This window comes from Algoriphagus marincola DSM 16067, from assembly GCF_000429405.1.
Lineage (GTDB): Bacteria > Bacteroidota > Bacteroidia > Cytophagales > Cyclobacteriaceae > Algoriphagus > Algoriphagus marincola.
This window is the reverse complement of the sequence record NZ_AUBU01000001.1, coordinates 236788-254054: the sequence shown is the minus strand read 5'-3', so window position 1 is coordinate 254054 and position 17267 is coordinate 236788. Positions and strand designations below refer to the sequence as shown.

At 42.9% G+C, this 17267-nt stretch carries 19 protein-coding genes; 4 read left to right on the top strand and 15 right to left on the bottom strand.

The window, feature by feature from the left end; translation table 11 throughout:
• Window position 1: 1 nt before the first annotated feature.
• The gene (locus G457_RS0101180) at window positions 2-685 is read right to left on the bottom strand and encodes an N-acetylmuramoyl-L-alanine amidase (RefSeq protein WP_026944845.1); all 684 of its coding nucleotides are present in this window, start codon (window positions 683-685) and stop codon (window positions 2-4) included.
• A 161-nt stretch (window positions 686-846) separates the two neighbouring features.
• On the opposite strand from G457_RS0101180, the gene G457_RS0101170 reads away from it, so the two are divergent.
• Window positions 847-1596, top strand: a complete 750-nt coding sequence (locus G457_RS0101170) for a DeoR/GlpR family DNA-binding transcription regulator (protein WP_026944843.1) — start codon at window positions 847-849, stop codon at window positions 1594-1596.
• Window positions 1597-1599: 3 nt separating this feature from the next.
• On the opposite strand, the gene G457_RS0101165 is transcribed toward G457_RS0101170, so the two are convergent.
• A complete protein-coding gene (locus tag G457_RS0101165; protein WP_081701361.1) occupies window positions 1600-2979 on the bottom strand; it encodes a Gfo/Idh/MocA family protein in 1380 nt (459 codons plus the stop codon).
• Window positions 2980-3112: 133 nt separating this feature from the next.
• Here G457_RS0101165 and G457_RS0101160 point away from each other — a divergent pair, with 133 nt between their 5' ends.
• The 3 genes from G457_RS0101160 to G457_RS0101150 all read left to right on the top strand — a co-directional run bounded on the left by G457_RS0101160 (window position 3113) and on the right by G457_RS0101150 (window position 6381).
• Entirely contained in the window at window positions 3113-3988 is an 876-nt protein-coding gene (locus G457_RS0101160; protein WP_024281643.1) for a geranylgeranylglycerol-phosphate geranylgeranyltransferase, read from the top strand.
• Window positions 3989-4064: 76 nt separating this feature from the next.
• The gene (gene proB / locus G457_RS0101155) at window positions 4065-5147 is read left to right on the top strand and encodes a glutamate 5-kinase (protein ID WP_026944841.1); all 1083 of its coding nucleotides are present in this window, start codon (window positions 4065-4067) and stop codon (window positions 5145-5147) included.
• Entirely contained in the window at window positions 5140-6381 is a 1242-nt protein-coding gene (locus tag G457_RS0101150) for a glutamate-5-semialdehyde dehydrogenase (protein WP_026944840.1), read from the top strand. Before proB ends, G457_RS0101150 begins: the two co-directional genes overlap by 8 nt.
• Here the strand turns inward: G457_RS0101150 and hisIE are convergent.
• From hisIE to G457_RS0101080, 13 genes are all read right to left on the bottom strand, one after another.
• On the bottom strand, window positions 6378-7001 hold the full coding sequence (gene hisIE, locus G457_RS0101145) for a bifunctional phosphoribosyl-AMP cyclohydrolase/phosphoribosyl-ATP diphosphatase HisIE (protein WP_282705545.1): 624 nt from the start codon (window positions 6999-7001) through the stop codon (window positions 6378-6380). The genes G457_RS0101150 and hisIE overlap by 4 nt on opposite strands.
• A 164-nt stretch (window positions 7002-7165) precedes the next feature.
• Window positions 7166-7921 carry an imidazole glycerol phosphate synthase subunit HisF gene (gene hisF, locus G457_RS0101140; protein ID WP_026944838.1) on the bottom strand — a complete coding sequence of 252 codons (756 nt, stop codon included), beginning with the start codon at window positions 7919-7921 and terminating at the stop codon, window positions 7166-7168.
• A 57-nt stretch (window positions 7922-7978) separates the two neighbouring features.
• A complete protein-coding gene (hisA, locus tag G457_RS0101135) occupies window positions 7979-8698 on the bottom strand; it encodes a 1-(5-phosphoribosyl)-5-[(5-phosphoribosylamino)methylideneamino]imidazole-4-carboxamide isomerase (RefSeq protein WP_026944837.1) in 720 nt (239 codons plus the stop codon).
• Window positions 8699-8832: 134 nt separating this feature from the next.
• Window positions 8833-9429 carry an imidazole glycerol phosphate synthase subunit HisH gene (gene hisH / locus G457_RS0101130; protein WP_026944836.1) on the bottom strand — a complete coding sequence of 199 codons (597 nt, stop codon included), beginning with the start codon at window positions 9427-9429 and terminating at the stop codon, window positions 8833-8835.
• 90 nt (window positions 9430-9519) lie between these two features.
• The gene (locus G457_RS0101125) at window positions 9520-10302 is read right to left on the bottom strand and encodes a phenylalanine 4-monooxygenase (RefSeq protein WP_026944835.1); all 783 of its coding nucleotides are present in this window, start codon (window positions 10300-10302) and stop codon (window positions 9520-9522) included.
• 257 nt (window positions 10303-10559) lie between these two features.
• Window positions 10560-11579 carry a 3-deoxy-7-phosphoheptulonate synthase gene (gene aroF, locus G457_RS0101115; protein ID WP_026944834.1) on the bottom strand — a complete coding sequence of 340 codons (1020 nt, stop codon included), beginning with the start codon at window positions 11577-11579 and terminating at the stop codon, window positions 10560-10562.
• Window positions 11580-11630: 51 nt separating this feature from the next.
• Window positions 11631-12404 (bottom strand): tryptophan synthase subunit alpha, encoded by a 774-nt coding sequence (gene trpA / locus G457_RS0101110; RefSeq protein ID WP_026944833.1) that lies wholly within the window; start codon window positions 12402-12404, stop codon window positions 11631-11633.
• Between the two features lie 88 nt (window positions 12405-12492).
• Window positions 12493-13671 (bottom strand): tryptophan synthase subunit beta, encoded by a 1179-nt coding sequence (gene trpB, locus G457_RS0101105; protein WP_026944832.1) that lies wholly within the window; start codon window positions 13669-13671, stop codon window positions 12493-12495.
• Window positions 13672-13683: 12 nt separating this feature from the next.
• Window positions 13684-14322 carry a phosphoribosylanthranilate isomerase gene (locus G457_RS0101100; protein WP_026944831.1) on the bottom strand — a complete coding sequence of 213 codons (639 nt, stop codon included), beginning with the start codon at window positions 14320-14322 and terminating at the stop codon, window positions 13684-13686.
• The gene (trpC, locus tag G457_RS0101095) at window positions 14322-15137 is read right to left on the bottom strand and encodes an indole-3-glycerol phosphate synthase TrpC (RefSeq protein ID WP_035482915.1); all 816 of its coding nucleotides are present in this window, start codon (window positions 15135-15137) and stop codon (window positions 14322-14324) included. The genes G457_RS0101100 and trpC overlap by 1 nt, the downstream gene beginning before the upstream one ends.
• A 9-nt stretch (window positions 15138-15146) precedes the next feature.
• Window positions 15147-16157, bottom strand: coding sequence for an anthranilate phosphoribosyltransferase (trpD, locus tag G457_RS0101090; RefSeq protein WP_026944829.1), 1011 nt, complete (start codon window positions 16155-16157; stop codon window positions 15147-15149).
• Between the two features lie 24 nt (window positions 16158-16181).
• Window positions 16182-16748: an anthranilate synthase component II gene (locus tag G457_RS0101085; RefSeq protein WP_026944828.1), complete on the bottom strand. Its 567-nt coding sequence runs from the start codon at window positions 16746-16748 to the stop codon at window positions 16182-16184.
• A 47-nt stretch (window positions 16749-16795) separates the two neighbouring features.
• Window positions 16796-17158, bottom strand: coding sequence for a four helix bundle protein (locus tag G457_RS0101080; RefSeq protein ID WP_248602804.1), 363 nt, complete (start codon window positions 17156-17158; stop codon window positions 16796-16798).
• Between the last annotated feature and the right edge of the window lie 109 nt (window positions 17159-17267).

Here is a 17267-nt window from a genome sequence, read left to right as displayed (position 1 = left end):
ATTACAGTTGAGGAAGTGGTTTTAATCCAAGGTCTGAAAGGTTTTTGCGAAGCTTCTCCATAAACTCATCTCCTGGATCAGTTTTCACAGTGCGGTAATCTGGGTCGGCCTCCTTCCACAGGGGAGTGTCCTGGAAAAGTTGGTATTCATGATGCCCGATTACGTAGTCAATGGCCGGGTATTTTTTGCGGAGATAGCGAATCAATTCCTCGTTTGCACGAAGCTGGGCAGCAGTCAAAGGAGCCTCAGGTCCTCCTACATTTTCTATCCCCACAGCGCAATAATTCAACCCAATAGTGTGTCTGGCAAAAGTTGTATCAGGTAAAAGCCGAAAAATCGTCCCATCCCGATCTATCAGAAACTGACTTGATACATTCAGATTGCTGGCACTTGTCAGATCTTCCCTTCCTCCCAAAGTCGGGGAATCAAAGACATCAAAAGTGACTTCAACATTATCAATTGCGGTCCAGTGAACCACTACTATTTGGGGATCGATAGTGGCCTGAGCTTTTTCCAATCCGTGACGGTCTTTTAAGTATTGAATGGAAAGCTGCTCGCGTTCAGCATTCCAAGTTATCGGCTTATCAATGATTCGAAAAGTAGCCTCCTGTTGGGATTTACAGGAGAGAAAAAGTAATGGTATCAGTAGGCTAAAGATGAAAGGGTGAGTTTGGTGCTTCTTCATATTTTGGGTCAAATTTTGAATAGTACTCGATAGCTAAACTACCTAGAAATTTGCAGGATTGAGAAGAAAATCCCGCAATTTTTTGCAAAGCACATCTAAAATGCCGGATTTTTTGCAAGTTTTTGCTGTTTTGATTAGCTTCCAAAAACAATCAACCCAAAATGCTTAAAGAAGAACGGCAAAAGTTCATTCTCGACCAAGTACATCTTCATCATAGAGTTTTGCTCAATGACCTCGCAGAAGCACTCGAAGTCTCTATCGATACGGTTCGTCGCGATGTCAAGGAACTCGACAAGGAAAAAAAGCTAAAAAAGGTCCATGGTGGAGCCACATCATTTGGCTTTATGAACTTTTCCAAAGAAGATGGAAATACTTATCTCCTTTCTAAAAAGATTAAAATTGCCGAAAAGACCGTTTCATTACTTTCCGAAGGTCAAGTCATCCTGATGAGCGGAGGTACAACCAATTTGGAGGTGGCAAAGATGATCCCCAGGAAATTTCCATTGACAGTCTTTACGCCAAGTTTGCATATCGCTGTCCAACTTTTAGAGTTGCCGGAAGTAGAGGTTTTCTTTTTGGGCGGAAAGCTACAGCACGAATCAAAATTTGCCATTGGAGGCACAGTAGTCAATGCGCTCAATCGACTCAAAGTAGACCTTTGCATTCTAGGCACCGGCTATTTAGATGCTGAGGCTGGACTCACAGAATTTGACTGGGAAGTCATCCAGGTGAAGCAGGCGATGATTCAAGCTGCCAAAAGGACGATTATCCTATCCGTATCGGATAAGTTGCATAGTGTTCAAAAATACCGGACCTGCAGCCTGACGGAAGTCGACACCTTAGTGACCGAATTGGATCCGATGGATACCAAGCTCGACGCTTTCCGACCTTTTCATCTGAAGATCGTTTAGAGCCTAGACTCCTCTCCCACTTTCTTTTAGCTCAATATCAGTCAGATCAGCTATTTTGACTGATTTCTTGGATTCGATGCTATTTCGGGCTGCGATACCTACCAAAATTGACATGGCTCCATCTCGACTTCCAGCCGATTGACGCCAAGGATCAGCCATTTCAGGATCTTTGAAAAGCTTATCCTTAAGGCGGGTATCGCCTCCACCATGACCTCCACCTCCGTGGGGTATGACTATTTCTTTCCGCTCCCCAAAGTTGGTTGTCAGGTAAAGCACATCTTCGGCTTTTTCCTCCCAAGGCTGTCTTTCTTTGATCCAGGCTTCGAGCCGACCTTTCGTCCCATTAAATGCGATGCGGTAGCCTTCATAAGGCGAATAGGTCGTCAGGGAGTAACTAACCTGAACCTTATTTTTATACTTGATTTGCACGGCCATTTTATCGTAGATATCCACGTCCTCGCGGAATACACATCCATCTCGGTCATAGCCATCATATTGAGCATTATCCACATAAAGCTTTTTCAAATGCTCATTTCTGGTAATGTCCCAGAAGAAGTCACAATTATCTTTGTGCGGACAGGAGCGGCAGTTTTCACCTCGGAATAGACCGTTTTTTCCATAAAACTCCAATTCTCCATAGGCAAAAACTTCCTCGGGATCTGAATCTATCCACCAATTCAACAAATCGAAATGGTGTGTTGATTTATGCACCAATAGCGACCCTCCAAATTCTTTTCTGCGATGCCACCTTCTGAAATAATCGGCTCCATGGTACACATCGAGATACCAGTGAAAGTCTACTGATGTCAACTCTCCAATATCTCCTGCTCGAAGGATCTCATACATTCGCTGCCTATGAGGAGAATAGCGGTAGTTAAAGGTAACGATCAACTTCTTGCCTGATTTCCGCTCTGCATCCAAAATCGCCTGGCACTTAAACTCATCCGTGGTCATGGGCTTTTCAGAAATAACATGGATTCCATTTTCCAACCCTTTAATAATGTACTCATGATGGGTGCTATCCATGGTGGTGACAATCAAAACATCCGGCTTGGTCTCTTTAATCATCTGATCACCATCCGTGAATACAGGGCAATCTACCCCGATAAATTCCCTTCCATATCGCAAGCGACCCTCATTGATATCACATAAGCCGACAAACTCCACTAGATCACCATAGACCCTGACCACATCTCTTCCGAACATCGTAGTTCCCCGTATCCCTGTTCCTACCAGCGCCAATCGCATCTTTTGATTCTTTTTTTCCTTTTCAAAAAGTGAAAGCGCTTCAGCTACAGGATGAACAAACATGCTTCCGGCAAGTAGTCCTCCTGTCAAAGCAATAAAGTCTCTTCTGGATTGGGCGTCTTTTGGGTCCATCATATTTTGGGTTTGAGTTCAAAAGATTAATTTAATTAATCTTGAATTGTTTACAGAATCTTTAATCGGAATCGATTTCATTAAGCAAAAAAATATTTCCTTAAACCTCGGATGCCCTAATTTAGTATGTTTGAATATGAATCAAAACGCCACCATTGAGCGAAACATCTCCATCAGCAGTTTGCTGCGAATCAGCAGACCTATCAATTTACTGCTGGTGGCATTCACACAGCTGATGACGGCCTATTTCCTGGTGGAAACTAGTCAGACAGGACTTCCTGTATTGGAGGACTTCAAGCTGTATATTTTGATTCTGTCCACCTTGATCATTACTGCTGCAGGCTACATGATCAATGATTATTACGATGTCAAAATTGACTATGTCAATCGTCCCAATGAGGTCATCGTCGGAAAAGGCATCAAGAGACGAGTGGTCATATTTCTGCATACCATTTTCAATTTTACCGGTATTGGGCTTGGAGTGTTGGTTGCGCCGAGAATTGGTCTAGTCAACTTTATCGCAGCCTTTCTTCTTTGGCTATACAGTAACCAACTCAAAAGGAAGCCTTTCATCGGCAATCTCACCGTGGCTTTCCTCACAGGACTCTCTGTTTATTTGGTAGCCTTTTATTATCAAAAAAATGAGCTATTGGTCTTTACTTATGCCATTTTCGCCTTTTTTCTCAACCTTATCCGCGAAATCATCAAGGACATCGAAGACCGGGATGGGGACAGAAAGCATGGCTGCCAAACGCTTCCTATCGTACTGGGATTCCGAAAGACCAAGCAAGTCATTTTCATTATTGCCATCTGCTTTGTATCTGCGATCAGCATTGTGACTATAGAGCTCAACAAGCCAGAACTATTCTACTATTTCGGGATTTTAGGCTTCTTTTTCATCTGGTTTATGCGGAAAGTTTACGTTTCGGATCGCAAAGCACACTTTACCGAGTTGAGTACTTTTGCAAAAATCCTGATGCTTGTCGGAACCCTAAGCATGGGTTTTTTGTAAAGTGGAAAAACGAGTAATCGGCTAATTTTTAGCAATTCCACAACATTCGGGATATTTTTATAAAAATTCTTCATCAATGAAGCATCCCAGCACCCTAGTCATTAAAATCGGCTCAAATGTACTGACTCAAGCAGATGGCCTGCCCGATCTTGGCCGAATTGAGCATTTGGTCGGTCAAATTATGCAGCTTTTGAAAGCAGGGAACAAACTAGTGCTTGTAAGCTCTGGTGCGGTGGCTTTTGGTAGACAGGCGGTTTCTATTCCAGAAAAACTTAACCCAATCAGCAAGCGCCAAATTTGGGCAGCTACCGGTCAGGTTCATCTGATCGAGGCTTATCAGCGGCTTTTCCAAATACAGGGACAGTCAGTAGCCCAAATCTTGGTGACCAAGGAGGATTTTAGGGATCGAAAGCATTTTCTGAACATGAAGAACTGCATGGAAGGGCTGATGCAGCAAAACATTCTTCCGATCGTCAATGAAAACGATACGGTTACGATCACGGAGTTGATGTTTACAGACAATGATGAACTCGCTAGTTTAACAGCGGCCATGGTCAATGCCGACAGTCTGATTCTTCTTTCCAATGTAGATGGCATTTTCACCGGAAACCCTGCAGACCCAGGTTCAAAACTCATCGAATGGGTTTCTTCTGATACCAAAGACCTCTCTGAATACATCTCCGCTGCCAAATCCTCCTTTGGAAGAGGAGGCATGCTGACCAAGTTTTCTACCGCAAAAAAATCTGCCGACTTGGGAATCAATGTCATCATTGCGAATGGGAAGCGAGATGGGGTTTTGGAGGAATATCTTTCAGGGAAACTTGCCTGCACCCATTTTGAACCGAAAAAGAAAAAACAAGCTCCGAAAAAATGGCTAGCCCATGGCGCTCAATACTATAAAGGAGAAGTCTTTATCAACGAGGGAGCCAAAGCTTCATTAACTTCAGCTGTCATTCGCAGCCTCCTTCCCGTCGGAGTCACTCGGATAGAGGGTGAATTCTCCAAAGGTGACATTTTGCTGATTCGGAATGAAAAAGGAATAAAGATAGGCTTAGGAAGAGCCGAGTATTCATCCAAATCAGCGGTTGAAAAGCTTGGTCAAAAGAACCAAAAAGCCCTAATCCACTACGATTACTTATACTTATTTGACCATGACTGATTACAATGATATTTTCCAATCTGTCAAAAACAAGTCCCGAAAACTCATTGCTATTTCGGAAGAGAAGGTACAAAAAGTTCTTACCGAATTAGCAGAAGTGGCAGTAAAGGAGGCTGATTTTATTTTGGCAGAAAATCAGAAAGACCTAGAGCGGATGGATTCAGACAATCCTATGTATGATCGCTTACTGCTAACACCTTCTAGAATTGAGGGAATCGCGGAGGAGATCAGACAGGTTAGTCTACTCTCTTCACCATTGCATTTGAAATTGGAAGAAAAGCTGCTTCCTAACGGATTATATTTGGAAAAAGTCACGGTGCCTTTGGGTGTTTTAGGGATCATCTATGAAGCTAGACCTAATGTTACATTTGATGTATTTTCCATTGCTTTGAAATCCGGAAATGGCTTGATTTTGAAAGGAGGTTCGGATGCGGATTATTCCAATAGGGCAATCATCTCTGTCATTCATGAAGTTTTAGAGAAGAATGGAATTCCTACTGAAGCTTTCCAACTGCTGCCAGCAGATCGGAAAGCTACCAAGGCCCTTTTGGAGGCGGTGGATTATGTGGATGTCATCATTCCTCGAGGCTCTCAAGGCCTGATCAATTTTGTGCGAGAGCATGCCAAAGTTCCGGTCATAGAGACAGGTGCAGGGATCGTCCATACCTATGTAGATGAAACTGGCGATTTGGAGAAAGCCAAGGCAATTATTCACAATGCCAAAACCCGAAGACCGAGTGTATGCAATTCCTTGGATTGCTTGATTGTCCATCAAAGTCAATTAAAAAATTTGAATGAGTTGATTCAGCCTTTGTTGAAAAGCGGGGTAAAAATCTATGCAGATGAGCAGGCTTTTAGCAACTTGGAAAATCATGAATTGATTCAAAAAGCGATGCCAGAGCATTTTGGAACCGAATTTTTGAGTTTGCAACTAGCAGTCAAAATCGTAAATAATATGGATGAGGCGATTGCTCATATCTCGACATTTTCTTCCAAGCATTCTGAGGCAATTGTTTCAGAGAGTCAGGAAAACATACGGCGATTCCTTTTGGAAGTGGATGCCGCTGCTGTCTATTCCAATGCCTCCACGGCTTTTACCGATGGCGCGCAGTTTGGACTCGGTGCTGAGATCGGTATTTCTACCCAAAAACTACATGCCAGAGGACCGATGGCTTTGAGGGAATTAACTAGCTATAAGTGGGTAATAAGGGGAAATGGGCAGGTGAGGAATTAAGACTTTTTAGAATGCCGCTCTATCAACACCTCCATCACTTCATCCAACTCATAGCCTTTGGCCTCCAAAAGGACGAGATAATGAAAAAGTAGATCTGCTGCCTCACCCAAAAACAATTCCTTATTGTCATCCTTGGCTTCGATGACGATTTCTACCGCTTCCTCTCCTACTTTCTGAGCGACCTTGTTGATACCTTTGGCAAAAAGCGAAGCCGTGTAAGACTTGTCCGATGGATTGTTTTTTCTATCCTTGATGATGGCTCTCAGTTGGTCGATAAAGCCTGTCTTGGACGAATTTTCTTCATCCCAGCAAGTATCAGAGCCAGTATGACAGACAGGTCCACGAGGATTTGCTTTTACTAAAATGGAATCCCCGTCACAATCTCCTGCAATTGAAACCAACTCCAAAAAATTCCCTGAAGTTTCCCCTTTGGTCCATAGCCTATTTTTACTTCGCGAGAAAAAAGTCACCATGCCGGATTCCTTTGTTTTCTCCAAAGCTTCCTCATTCATATATCCCTGCATCAAGACTTTGCCTGAAACAGCGTCTTGTACGATAGCGGGAATAAGGCCGTTCATTTTTGAAAAGTCGATGTTCATTTTTTCTTTTTTTTGAAACACAGTGGAAATACTGTAGAAATATACCCTGACAAGTCAGGGTGAAATAAAAACGGAAAGAGTAAATCCAATATTTCGGCCCGTTTTAACGGGCCACATTTCAACGTATTTCGATTGTATTTCTCACATAACTATTTAAAACTTCGAGGTCTAAAAAACCTCAAGGGTTACTTTCTAATCGATATTCCCTCCCCAATCAAATAACTTTTCAATCCAGGAATAGGAATTTCTTTAAAGTGGAAAATACTCGCTGCCAAAGCAGCATCTGCTTTTCCAAAGGTAAACACATCTTTGAAATGAGGCATGGTACCCGCTCCTCCGGATGCAATCACAGGAATAGAAAGCGCTGACGAAATCTCAGCGGTGATTTCATTTGCAAAACCTGCCTTCGTACCATCATGATCCATGGAAGTAAGCAGAATTTCACCTGCTCCTCGATCTGCTACTTCCTTTGCCCATTTTTGCGTTTGCAAAAGGGTTGGCTTCCTTCCCCCATGCGTATGTACATAGTCTGTTCCATCCACATCCCGGGTATCGATGGCGACCACGATGCATTGCGAACCGAACTCCCGAGCCATTTCATCAATCACACCTGGATTTTTGACCGCTGCCGAATTAATGGAGATTTTATCTGCACCAGCATTTAGCAAAACCTTCACATCTTCCACTGTGGAAATTCCTCCTCCGACAGTAAAGGGAATATTGATCGCCATGGCAACCTTAGTCACCAATTCAGCCAGGGTTTTTCGCTTATCTACCGTAGCAGTGATATCCAAAAAGACCAGTTCGTCTGCTCCTTCATCTGAGTAGACTTTGGCTAGTTCTACCGGATCACCTGCATCCCGCAATTGTACAAAGTTGACACCCTTGACGGTGCGACCGTCTTTGATATCGAGGCAGGGGATGATTCTTTTGGTTAGCATTTTCGGATTGGAAAATTTTAAAATTGAAAGATTGGAAAATTAAGTTCCAAAGTTGGCCTATCGATTAAATTTTGCTAGTTCCTCTAAACTCACCTTTCCTTCATAATAAGCTTTTCCAACAATGGCTCCATAGACCCCAATTTTCTCCAATTCTTCTAAATCCTTGACTGAGGATACTCCTCCACTAGCTATCAATTTTAGATCAGGAATCTCTTCCATGATTTCTTGATACAATTCCACTGATGGACCTTGTAGCAAACCGTCTTTAGCCACATCTGTGCAGATCACATAGCGAACTCCCAGTTGGAAGTAGGACTTAATGAAAGCAATCACCTCTTGCTCCGTAGTCTCCTCCCAACCATGAATCGCAATCTTGCGGTCTTTGGCATCAGCTCCCAAGATAAGTTTTTCCGGACCGTAGGTAATCAACCAAGATTTGAACATGTCAGGCTTTTTTACCGCTACGGAACCTCCCGTCACCTGAGATGCACCCAGGTAAAAGGCTTTTTCGATCTCTTCTTCACTTTGAACTCCTCCTCCAAAATCTACTTTCAAACTTGTTTTCTGAGTGATATCCAACAGCACCTGATCATTAATGATCCGCTTGGCTTTGGCACCGTCGAGATCTACCAAATGAAGGCGCTGAATCCCTGCATCCTGAAAACGCTTAGCCATTTCCACAGGATCGTCGTGATATTCTTTTTTGCTACTGTAATCGCCTTGACTGAGACGAACACACTTACCATCTATTAGGTCTATGGCGGGAATGATATACATATTTTAGATACAAGAGTCAAGATTCAAGAATCTAGACACTTTTTTTTAGTGGTTTGAGATATAATTATGAAGGTCTCGACTCCGCTCGACCTGACAACTTTAATGGGTCACCCTGAGCGAAGTCGAAGGGTATTTCAAATACTTAGAAAATTACTCAGCAACTTCTCCCCCACAGTACTGCTTTTCTCAGGATGGGCTTGAATCGCCCAATAATTATCCCGATGAAGAATAGCTGTAAAATCATGAATATAATGCGTGCTAGCAATCGTAGCATCACTCAATTCCGCATAGTAGCTATGCACATAATAGAGAAATTTTGGGTCAGGAAGATCCTTTAGAAGGACATTATCAGCCAGATTCTCCAACTCATTCCAGCCAATGTGGGGGACCTTGAATTCCTGAGAGTTTTCAGGGATAAAGCGTTTTACTTTCACGGGAAAAATCCCCAAGCATTCCGTATTATTCTCCTCTGAATGCTCGCAAAGTAATTGCAAACCCAAACAAACACCTAAAAAGGGTTGCTTAATTTCCCGAATCAACTGATCTAGTTTTCTGGCTTTGAGATAAGTCATCGCGGTACTGGCTTCTCCCTGACCAGGAAAAATAACCTTATCGGCATTTAATATTTTCTCCGGATCATCAGTTAGCTCAGCATCTGCTCCCAATCGCTCCAAGGCATAGAGAACCGACTGCACATTTCCCGCGTTATATTTGATTACGGCTATATTCATTTTAATAAAGTCCGATGCACGGTGTCCGATGTCGGATGCCATATCGGTCATCTGACACCGGACACCGGACAAATTCCTTGCTTATTGATTCTAGCTTCTTGTTTCTTTCGTTAACATTTCCTCCAAAACCGCTTCTATTTCCGGTATGGAGTTGTAAAGTTGCTCATAACTTTCGATCACGAAGTATTTATCTTGGAATTTATTCTTCCAATACTCCTGATTCATGATTCTTTTCACGTCATAAGGATAATGAGCAGGCTCATCAGAGAGAGAGAATTTGGTTTCACCTTTAGAGCTCAAAATCCCGGCTCCATAGATTCGTAACTCCCCATTTTCACGAATCAAACCAAACTCAATCGTAAACCAATAAATGCGGCTGAGCAACTGAATCGCCCAGGGATCATCGATATGCTTCAAGGCAATACCTGAAAGCTTCTCCAAAAAGTCCACATAAGGCTGATTGGTCAACATAGGCATATGGGCAAAGGCATCATGGAACATATCAGGCTCCTCGAGGTAATCCAACTGCTCCATTTTTCGCAACCAAGTGGAAGAAGGAAATCTTCGGTTGTTTAGCAAGCCGAAGAACAAATCGTCATCGATCAAACCCGGCACAACTTGCACAGCCCATCCTGTAGTTTCCTTCAAAATCTTATTGAGTTCCTCAAAATTAGCAATGCGATCAGCAGTGAATTTTACAATCTCCACCCCGTCCAAATAAGCCTGAGAGGCTGCTTTTGGGAGGTTAGGCATTTGTCGCTCATAGAGAATCTTCCATACCTTAAAATCTTCCGTCGTGTATGCCTCATAGTCCTGCTTGAGGTCCTGCAATCGGGGGTCGCTAAAGACCCAGTTTTTCGGTTTATCAGTCATATTTCTATTTGGGTTTATACTTATCTAACTTTTAATTCTCGCTTGGCTTTTGTTTACCTATAGTCCATGGGCTTTAAAACGAAAAAAGCCCATCCCGCAATTGGAATAGGCTTTAATATCGTTCGCAAGAAACCATACTTATCCCATTCCTTCATTGAAGCGGATAGTGGGAATGATGAATATAGGTTCTTGGAGTTGGACTCATGATCTAATTTGCTACTAAGATACTCAATAGGAGGTTTACAAAGCAAGTGCTTTTACAACAACTCAAATCCCTTTCTCATTGCGAAACTCTCCCGAATCCAATTAGCTAATCTGGCACTTTGGGCGAAATCCAAAGTTTGCTGTCCGTCTGAGTATGCTTTTTCCGGAATCTCATGGGATTCATAGATAACTCCATCAGCTCCAGCCATCACACCGGCTAAGGCCATCTGTGGCACATAAGAGCGAATACCAATACCATGAGACGGATCCACAATCACCGGAAGATGAGACTTGGCTTTCAAAATCGGAATAGCATTCAGATCCAAAGTGTTTCTTGATGCCTTTTCGTAAGTTCTAATTCCTCGCTCACAGAGAATCAGTTTTTCATTTCCTCCAGAGAAAACATACTCAGCAGACTGAAGCAATTCTTCTATCGTACCGGAAATACCCCGTTTGATCATTACGGCTTTATCCACTTTACCGAGTTCATCGAGCAGGTTGAAATTTTGGGAGTTTCTAGCCCCTACCTGATAAATATCCACATAAGGATACATCTCTTCGATTTGGGAGGTCTGCATCACTTCGGTGACTATTTTGATGCCAGCCTCGGAGGCTATTGAGTGCCAAAGCTTGAGTCCATCAATACCCATACCTCGGAAAGCATAAGGAGAAGTTCTTGGCTTGAATACACCACCACGCATCATTCGGATTCCGTTTTCGACGCAATGAGCGACCACATTTCGAATCTGCTCTTCCGACTCGATGGAACAGGGACCTGTGATGATCGCCATTTCTCCATCCTTGATAAATACCCCGTCGCCCAAGTCGATGGAAGTTGGTTTAGCCTTCCATTTTTTGGAAACCAGTTTGTATTCATCAGAGACAATATGAATGTCCCGGATGCCGTCGAGTTGACCGATTTTACGGATATCAAAATCTTTCTTACCAATACCGATCAGGTAATCCCCCAATTGAGTATTGACTTCTGTGGTTTTATAGCCGATTCCGTTGACCTTATCGATCAAGGTTTCCTTTTGCTTGGAAGAAATATCGGGTTGTAGTTGAATAATCATTTTTATGTGCGATTTACGAAATACGAATTACGAGGCTTTTTCAAAAGAAATCTAGTTAATAACAGCCTTGATGTAATCCTGAATATCTTGAGATTGATTTTGTGATTCTTTGATTTTCTTAATGAACGCAGAACCGATAATGGCTCCGTGGCTGTAGCTTGAAGCAGTTGTGAAGGTTTCTGCATCAGAAATCCCAAAGCCAATTAGACGAGGATTTTTAAGATTCATATCCTGCACCCGTTTGAAATACGCAATCTGCTCCTCGCTAATTCCACTTTTTGCTCCGGTGATCGAATGTGATGAAACCATATAAATAAAGCCATCTGTATTTTCATCGATCTCACGTATACGCTTTTCGGAGGTTTGTGGGGAAATCAGGAAGGTGTTCACTAATCCATATTCTTCGAAAAGCGATTTGAATTCATCCAAATACTGCTGCATCGGCAAATCAGGGACGATCAAACCATCAATACCAACCTCCTTGCACTTTTTACAGAAGTCCTCCATTCCAAACTGAATGATTGGATTCAAGTAACCCATCAAGACTACGGGAATATGGATTTTGGCACGAAAGCCCTTCAGTTGCTCAAAAAGCTTCTTCATGCTCATGCCATTTTCCAAGGCAATCTTATTACTATCTTGAATAGTCGGACCATCGGCAATCGGGTCAGAATAAGGCACGCCAATCTCGATAATATCCGCAGCACCTGCCTGAATGGCCTCCATCACAGGAATCGTATCCTCCAAATGGGGAAAACCAGCAGTAAAGTAGATCGAGAGCACCCGCTCCTGCTTGTTGTTGAATAAATAATGTATTCGGTTCATGAAATATTTGTTTGATGTCCGTTGTCCGATGTCCGATGAGAGTATATTAGCATACATCGGTCATCTGACATCCCGCATCGGACTTTTATCAATACCCTCCCCATTTAATATAAGTCTCCAGATCCTTGTCCCCTCGGCCGGAAAGATTGATCACAATGACGTCATCTTTGCGGTACTCGATCATGTTCAGAGCATGAATAGCATGGGCTGTCTCGATGGCTGGAATGATTCCTTCTGTACGGCTGAGTAGAATCCCCGCTTTCATGGCATCTTCATCCTCCACGGCCACGAATTCTCCCCGACCGATATCGAATAGATGCGCATGAACAGGTCCGATTCCAGGATAATCCAAACCTGCAGAAATGGAGTGAGGTTCGACCACTTGACCATCTTCGGTTTGCATCAGGATGGTTTTCGAACCATGCAAAATACCGGGCGTTCCCAAAACGGTGGTCGCCGCAGATTTGCCACTGCTGATTCCCAATCCTGCTGCCTCAGCTGCAATCAATCGAACATCAGGCGTATTGTAATAGTGATAAAAGGCACCTGCCGCATTCGATCCTCCGCCCACACAAGCGATGACCAAATCCGGGTTTTCGCGTCCTTCTTTCTCCTTCAGTTGCCATTTCATCTCCTCTGAGATCACCGATTGGAATCGGGCTACCATCTCGGGATAAGGATGCGGACCTACTACCGAACCGATGATGTAATGGGTATCCACGGGATTGTTGATCCACTGACGCATGGCTTCATTAGTTGCATCTTTGAGTGTACGCGAACCTGAAGTTGCAGGGACTACCTTGGCCCCGAGAATTTTCATCCGCTCCACATTGGGACGCTGACGCTCGATGTCCAACTCACCCATGTACACGGTACAGTCCATTCCCATCAGCGCACAAACAGTCGCTGTAGCTACTCCGTGCTGTCCGGCACCCGTTTCGGCGATGATTCGCTTTTTTCCGAGCTTCTTGGCCAAAATGATCTGACCGATAGTATTGTTGACCTTATGTGCTCCAGTATGGCAAAGGTCTTCTCGCTTTAGGTAAATTTTTGCACCAAAGGTCTCTGACAATCGGCTGGCAAAATATAACGGCGTTGGCCTTCCCACAAAGTCCCTCAGCAAAAGCTGAAACTCTTGTTGGAATTCCTCTGAGGCCACAATAGACTCGTAATTATCTCTCAACTCCTCGATATTGGGATGGAGCATCTCAGGGATGTATGCACCTCCAAACTTTCCATAAAAACCCTTTTCATCCACTCTTATCATATCTTCTCCAGTTTAAATGGCCTCTTGTGACAGAAGCTTTTGTTTAAATTTTTTCAATTTTTCAATATTCTTTAAGCCAGGCGCATCCTCAAATTTGGAATTCAAATCTACCCCGCTCAATTGTGGAATTTGGAGGTTCAAATTTAGAATTTCACCGGCACTTTCCTCATCCAACCCGCCACTCAACAGAAAGCTTTTGTCGAAGGGATAAGTTTCCAAAACAGACCAATCAAATTTCTTTCCCGAACCACCATGCGCGGCAGTCGCGGTATCGAAAAGGAATTTATCTACAAATGGCAAGTAGCCTTCCAAACTTCCCCAATCAATCTCCTCTTTCACGGATATCACCTTCCAAATCTCAGCTTCCGTATTTTGGGAAAGTCGCTCGGCAAATTCAGCAGATTCACTTCCATGTAATTGAATGGCTGAGAGTCCAAAAAGATTGACTTTTCGAAGAATTTCGATCTCCGTTTCGTTGACGAAAACCCCGACTTTTTTTACATCAACTTTATTGAAATCTATAGCTTTATCCTCTGTCACAAAGCGTGGGGATTTGGGATAGAAAATCAATCCCATCCAATCAGGCTTGACCTCCGAGATCAATCCTTGGATATTCCCTAACTCACGCATGCCGCAGACTTTGATTTCCATCAGACTTCTGATAATTCGCTCGCAGCTAATTTTTTAAACTCCTTGATGAAATTGTAAGCAGCTTGCTCCGGCCTACTCGATTTCATAAAATTCTCTCCGATCAGAAAACCGTCGAACCCAGCCTTCTTCAATTCAATGAGCGTTTTAGGGTCTGAAATCCCACTCTCAGAGATTTTTACAAAAGAAGAAGGAATCGCTGAAACTAGCTCCAAAGAGGTATCTATGGAAACATCGAAAGTCTTCAGATTTCGGTTATTCACTCCTACAAGGTCCACTCCGTCATTTAGGCTTTTTTCTAATTCTTCTCCATCGTGAACTTCCAACAAAACCTCTAATCCGAGACTTTTTGCAAAGTATGCAAGTGACTTAAGCTTCTCTGGCTCCAAAGCCGCAGCTATCAAAAGAATGCAGTCTGCACCAATTGATTTGGCCTCGATGATTTGGTATTCATCCACCACGAAATCCTTCCGAAGAATCGGACAAAAGTTGAATTTGCGAGCGACTTTCAAATCTTCACTACTTCCACCAAAATACTCCTGATCAGTCAAAATGGACAAGGCAGAAGCCCCAGCCTGCATGTAGCCAATGCTGACCTGCTCTACCGAAGCAGCCCCATTTATCAGACCTTTCGAAGGTGATTTCCGCTTGAACTCGGCAATGATTCCGGATTTTTCAGGATCAGTCACATACTTTTTCATCGAAACCACCTTGCCATCGAAGAAGATGCTTTTTTCAAGCAGTTTGACTGGAATCAAGCTTTTGCGCTCGGCTACCTCTCGGTATTTGTCAGCAATTATTCTTTCTAAAATATTCATAATCAATGTTTAAGCGAATGAAACAGAGGTTTTTGGATTGACAAGACCATTGAATACATCAAAGGCTTTTCCGCTTAGCAATACCTCTCGTGCTTTCTCCACAGCATCCGGGAATGAGAGACTAGGATCAGCGGTAACCAAAGCCGCCGCTGAATTGGCCAAAACAACTTCATTTTGAGCCTTCGTTCCTTTGCCTCTTAAGATATTTTCAAAGATTTTGGCGGATTCTTCAACAGTTTCACCTCCTTTGATTTCTTCGGCATTCAGTTTAGAAAGTCCGATTTGCTCTGGCTTGAATAATTTTTCCCCAGAATTGGATATCATTTTAAAATCTCCCGTAAGCGAAATCTCGTCATAGCCATCCAAGGCATGTAAAATGGAAAATTGCGCATCACTTTCCTGATAGAGATAGGCATACAACCGGGCAAGCTCTAGGCTAAAAACACCTACCAATTGCTTCTTGGGAAAGCTTGGGTTGACCATTGGGCCAAGCATATTGAAAAAGGTTTTTACACCAAGCTCTTTTCGGATCGGAGCCACATTTTTCATCGCCGGGTGGAAAAGTGGTGCATGCAAAAAGCAAATACCTGCCTCGTCCAATGAGCGCCTGATTTCACTGATGTCATTGGTAAACTCATAGCCAAAATAAGCCAGCAAGTTTGAGGATCCACAAATCGAGGAAACCCCAGTGTTGCCGTGCTTGGCGACATTTTGCCCAGCTCCTGCGACGATGAAAGAAGAAAGGGTGGAAATATTGAATGTATCTTTTCCATCACCTCCCGTACCACAAAGGTCCATGGCATCGTATTCAGCAATCTCTACCGGCACACAAAGCTCTAGCATAGCCTCACGGAAGCCTCGAAGCTCCTCCACCGTGATCGAACGCATCAAATACACCGTCATAAAGGCTGCGACCTGAGAGGAATTATAGGCTCCTGTTGCCAGGTTTTTTAATACCTCACGAGCTTGACGTTGACTCAAAGTTTTATGCTCGATCAGTTGATTTAAAATTTCTTTCATTTTATGGGTGATTTTGGGCAGAAATCAGGATTCCAACCAGTTTTGAATGATTTTGACTCCATTTTCGGTCAGGATACTTTCGGGATGAAACTGAACTCCTCTGACGGCAAAAGTTTTGTGGCGAACGGCCATGATTTGTCGGTCCGGAGTTCTAGCTATCACCTCTAGGTCTGGCGAAAGGGTGGATTCGTCAATGACCCAAGAGTGATACCTTCCAGTAGGAAAAGTATCTGTGATTCCTTCGAAAAGCAAATCTTTTTCCACTTTCACCTGAGAAGCTACTCCGTGTAGGACTTCAGACAAATTGATCAAACCGCCGCCAAAAGCTTCCCCAATCGCCTGATGTCCCAGGCAAACTCCAAGAATAGACTTTTCAGAAGAATACCTTTTCAATAATTCGGGCATGATCCCAGCCTCTTCTGGAATACCAGGACCGGGAGAAAGCAGAATTTTACCGTATTGAGCAACCTCTTCCAAGGAAATCTTATCATTCCGAAAGACATCCATTTGATCTCCATAACCTAGCTGTCGGATGATATACACCAGATTGTAGGTAAAGGAGTCGTAATTGTCGAGTACTAGTATTTTCATTTTTGGGATTGGAAAATTGAAAGATTAGAAGATTGTAAGATTACTTTTCATCCTTTCCTTTTTCGATTCTTTTCAAATTCTTTTAAATATTTGATTAGGCCTTTAACAGCACTAGAAAAGAGGACCAGGTCCTTGTAATTAAAATCATAAATTTCTTGGTTAATTTTTCCAGCTTTCATCATCAGAAATAGCTGACTTCTCAATTCTCCTGCGGAACCTTTAGCAATTTCTAAATACCGGATAAATTGACGGTTTCTATTATATTCAAAGCCTTCAGCAATATTGTTTGAGATCGAAATTGCAGCACCAATTAGCTGATCTTTAGCTCGATAATCCTTTAAGAGTTGTTCAGTTTCTACCAGTTTATAAATTCTAACTCCTATTTCTAACGCATGTTGCCAGATAGGCAAATCCTCAAATCGCTCGTATTTCGCCATAATCTTCCAATTTTTAAATCTTTCAATCTTTCAATTAAGCTTAATCAACCTTTCAACTTTCAAACCTTACAACCTTTAACTC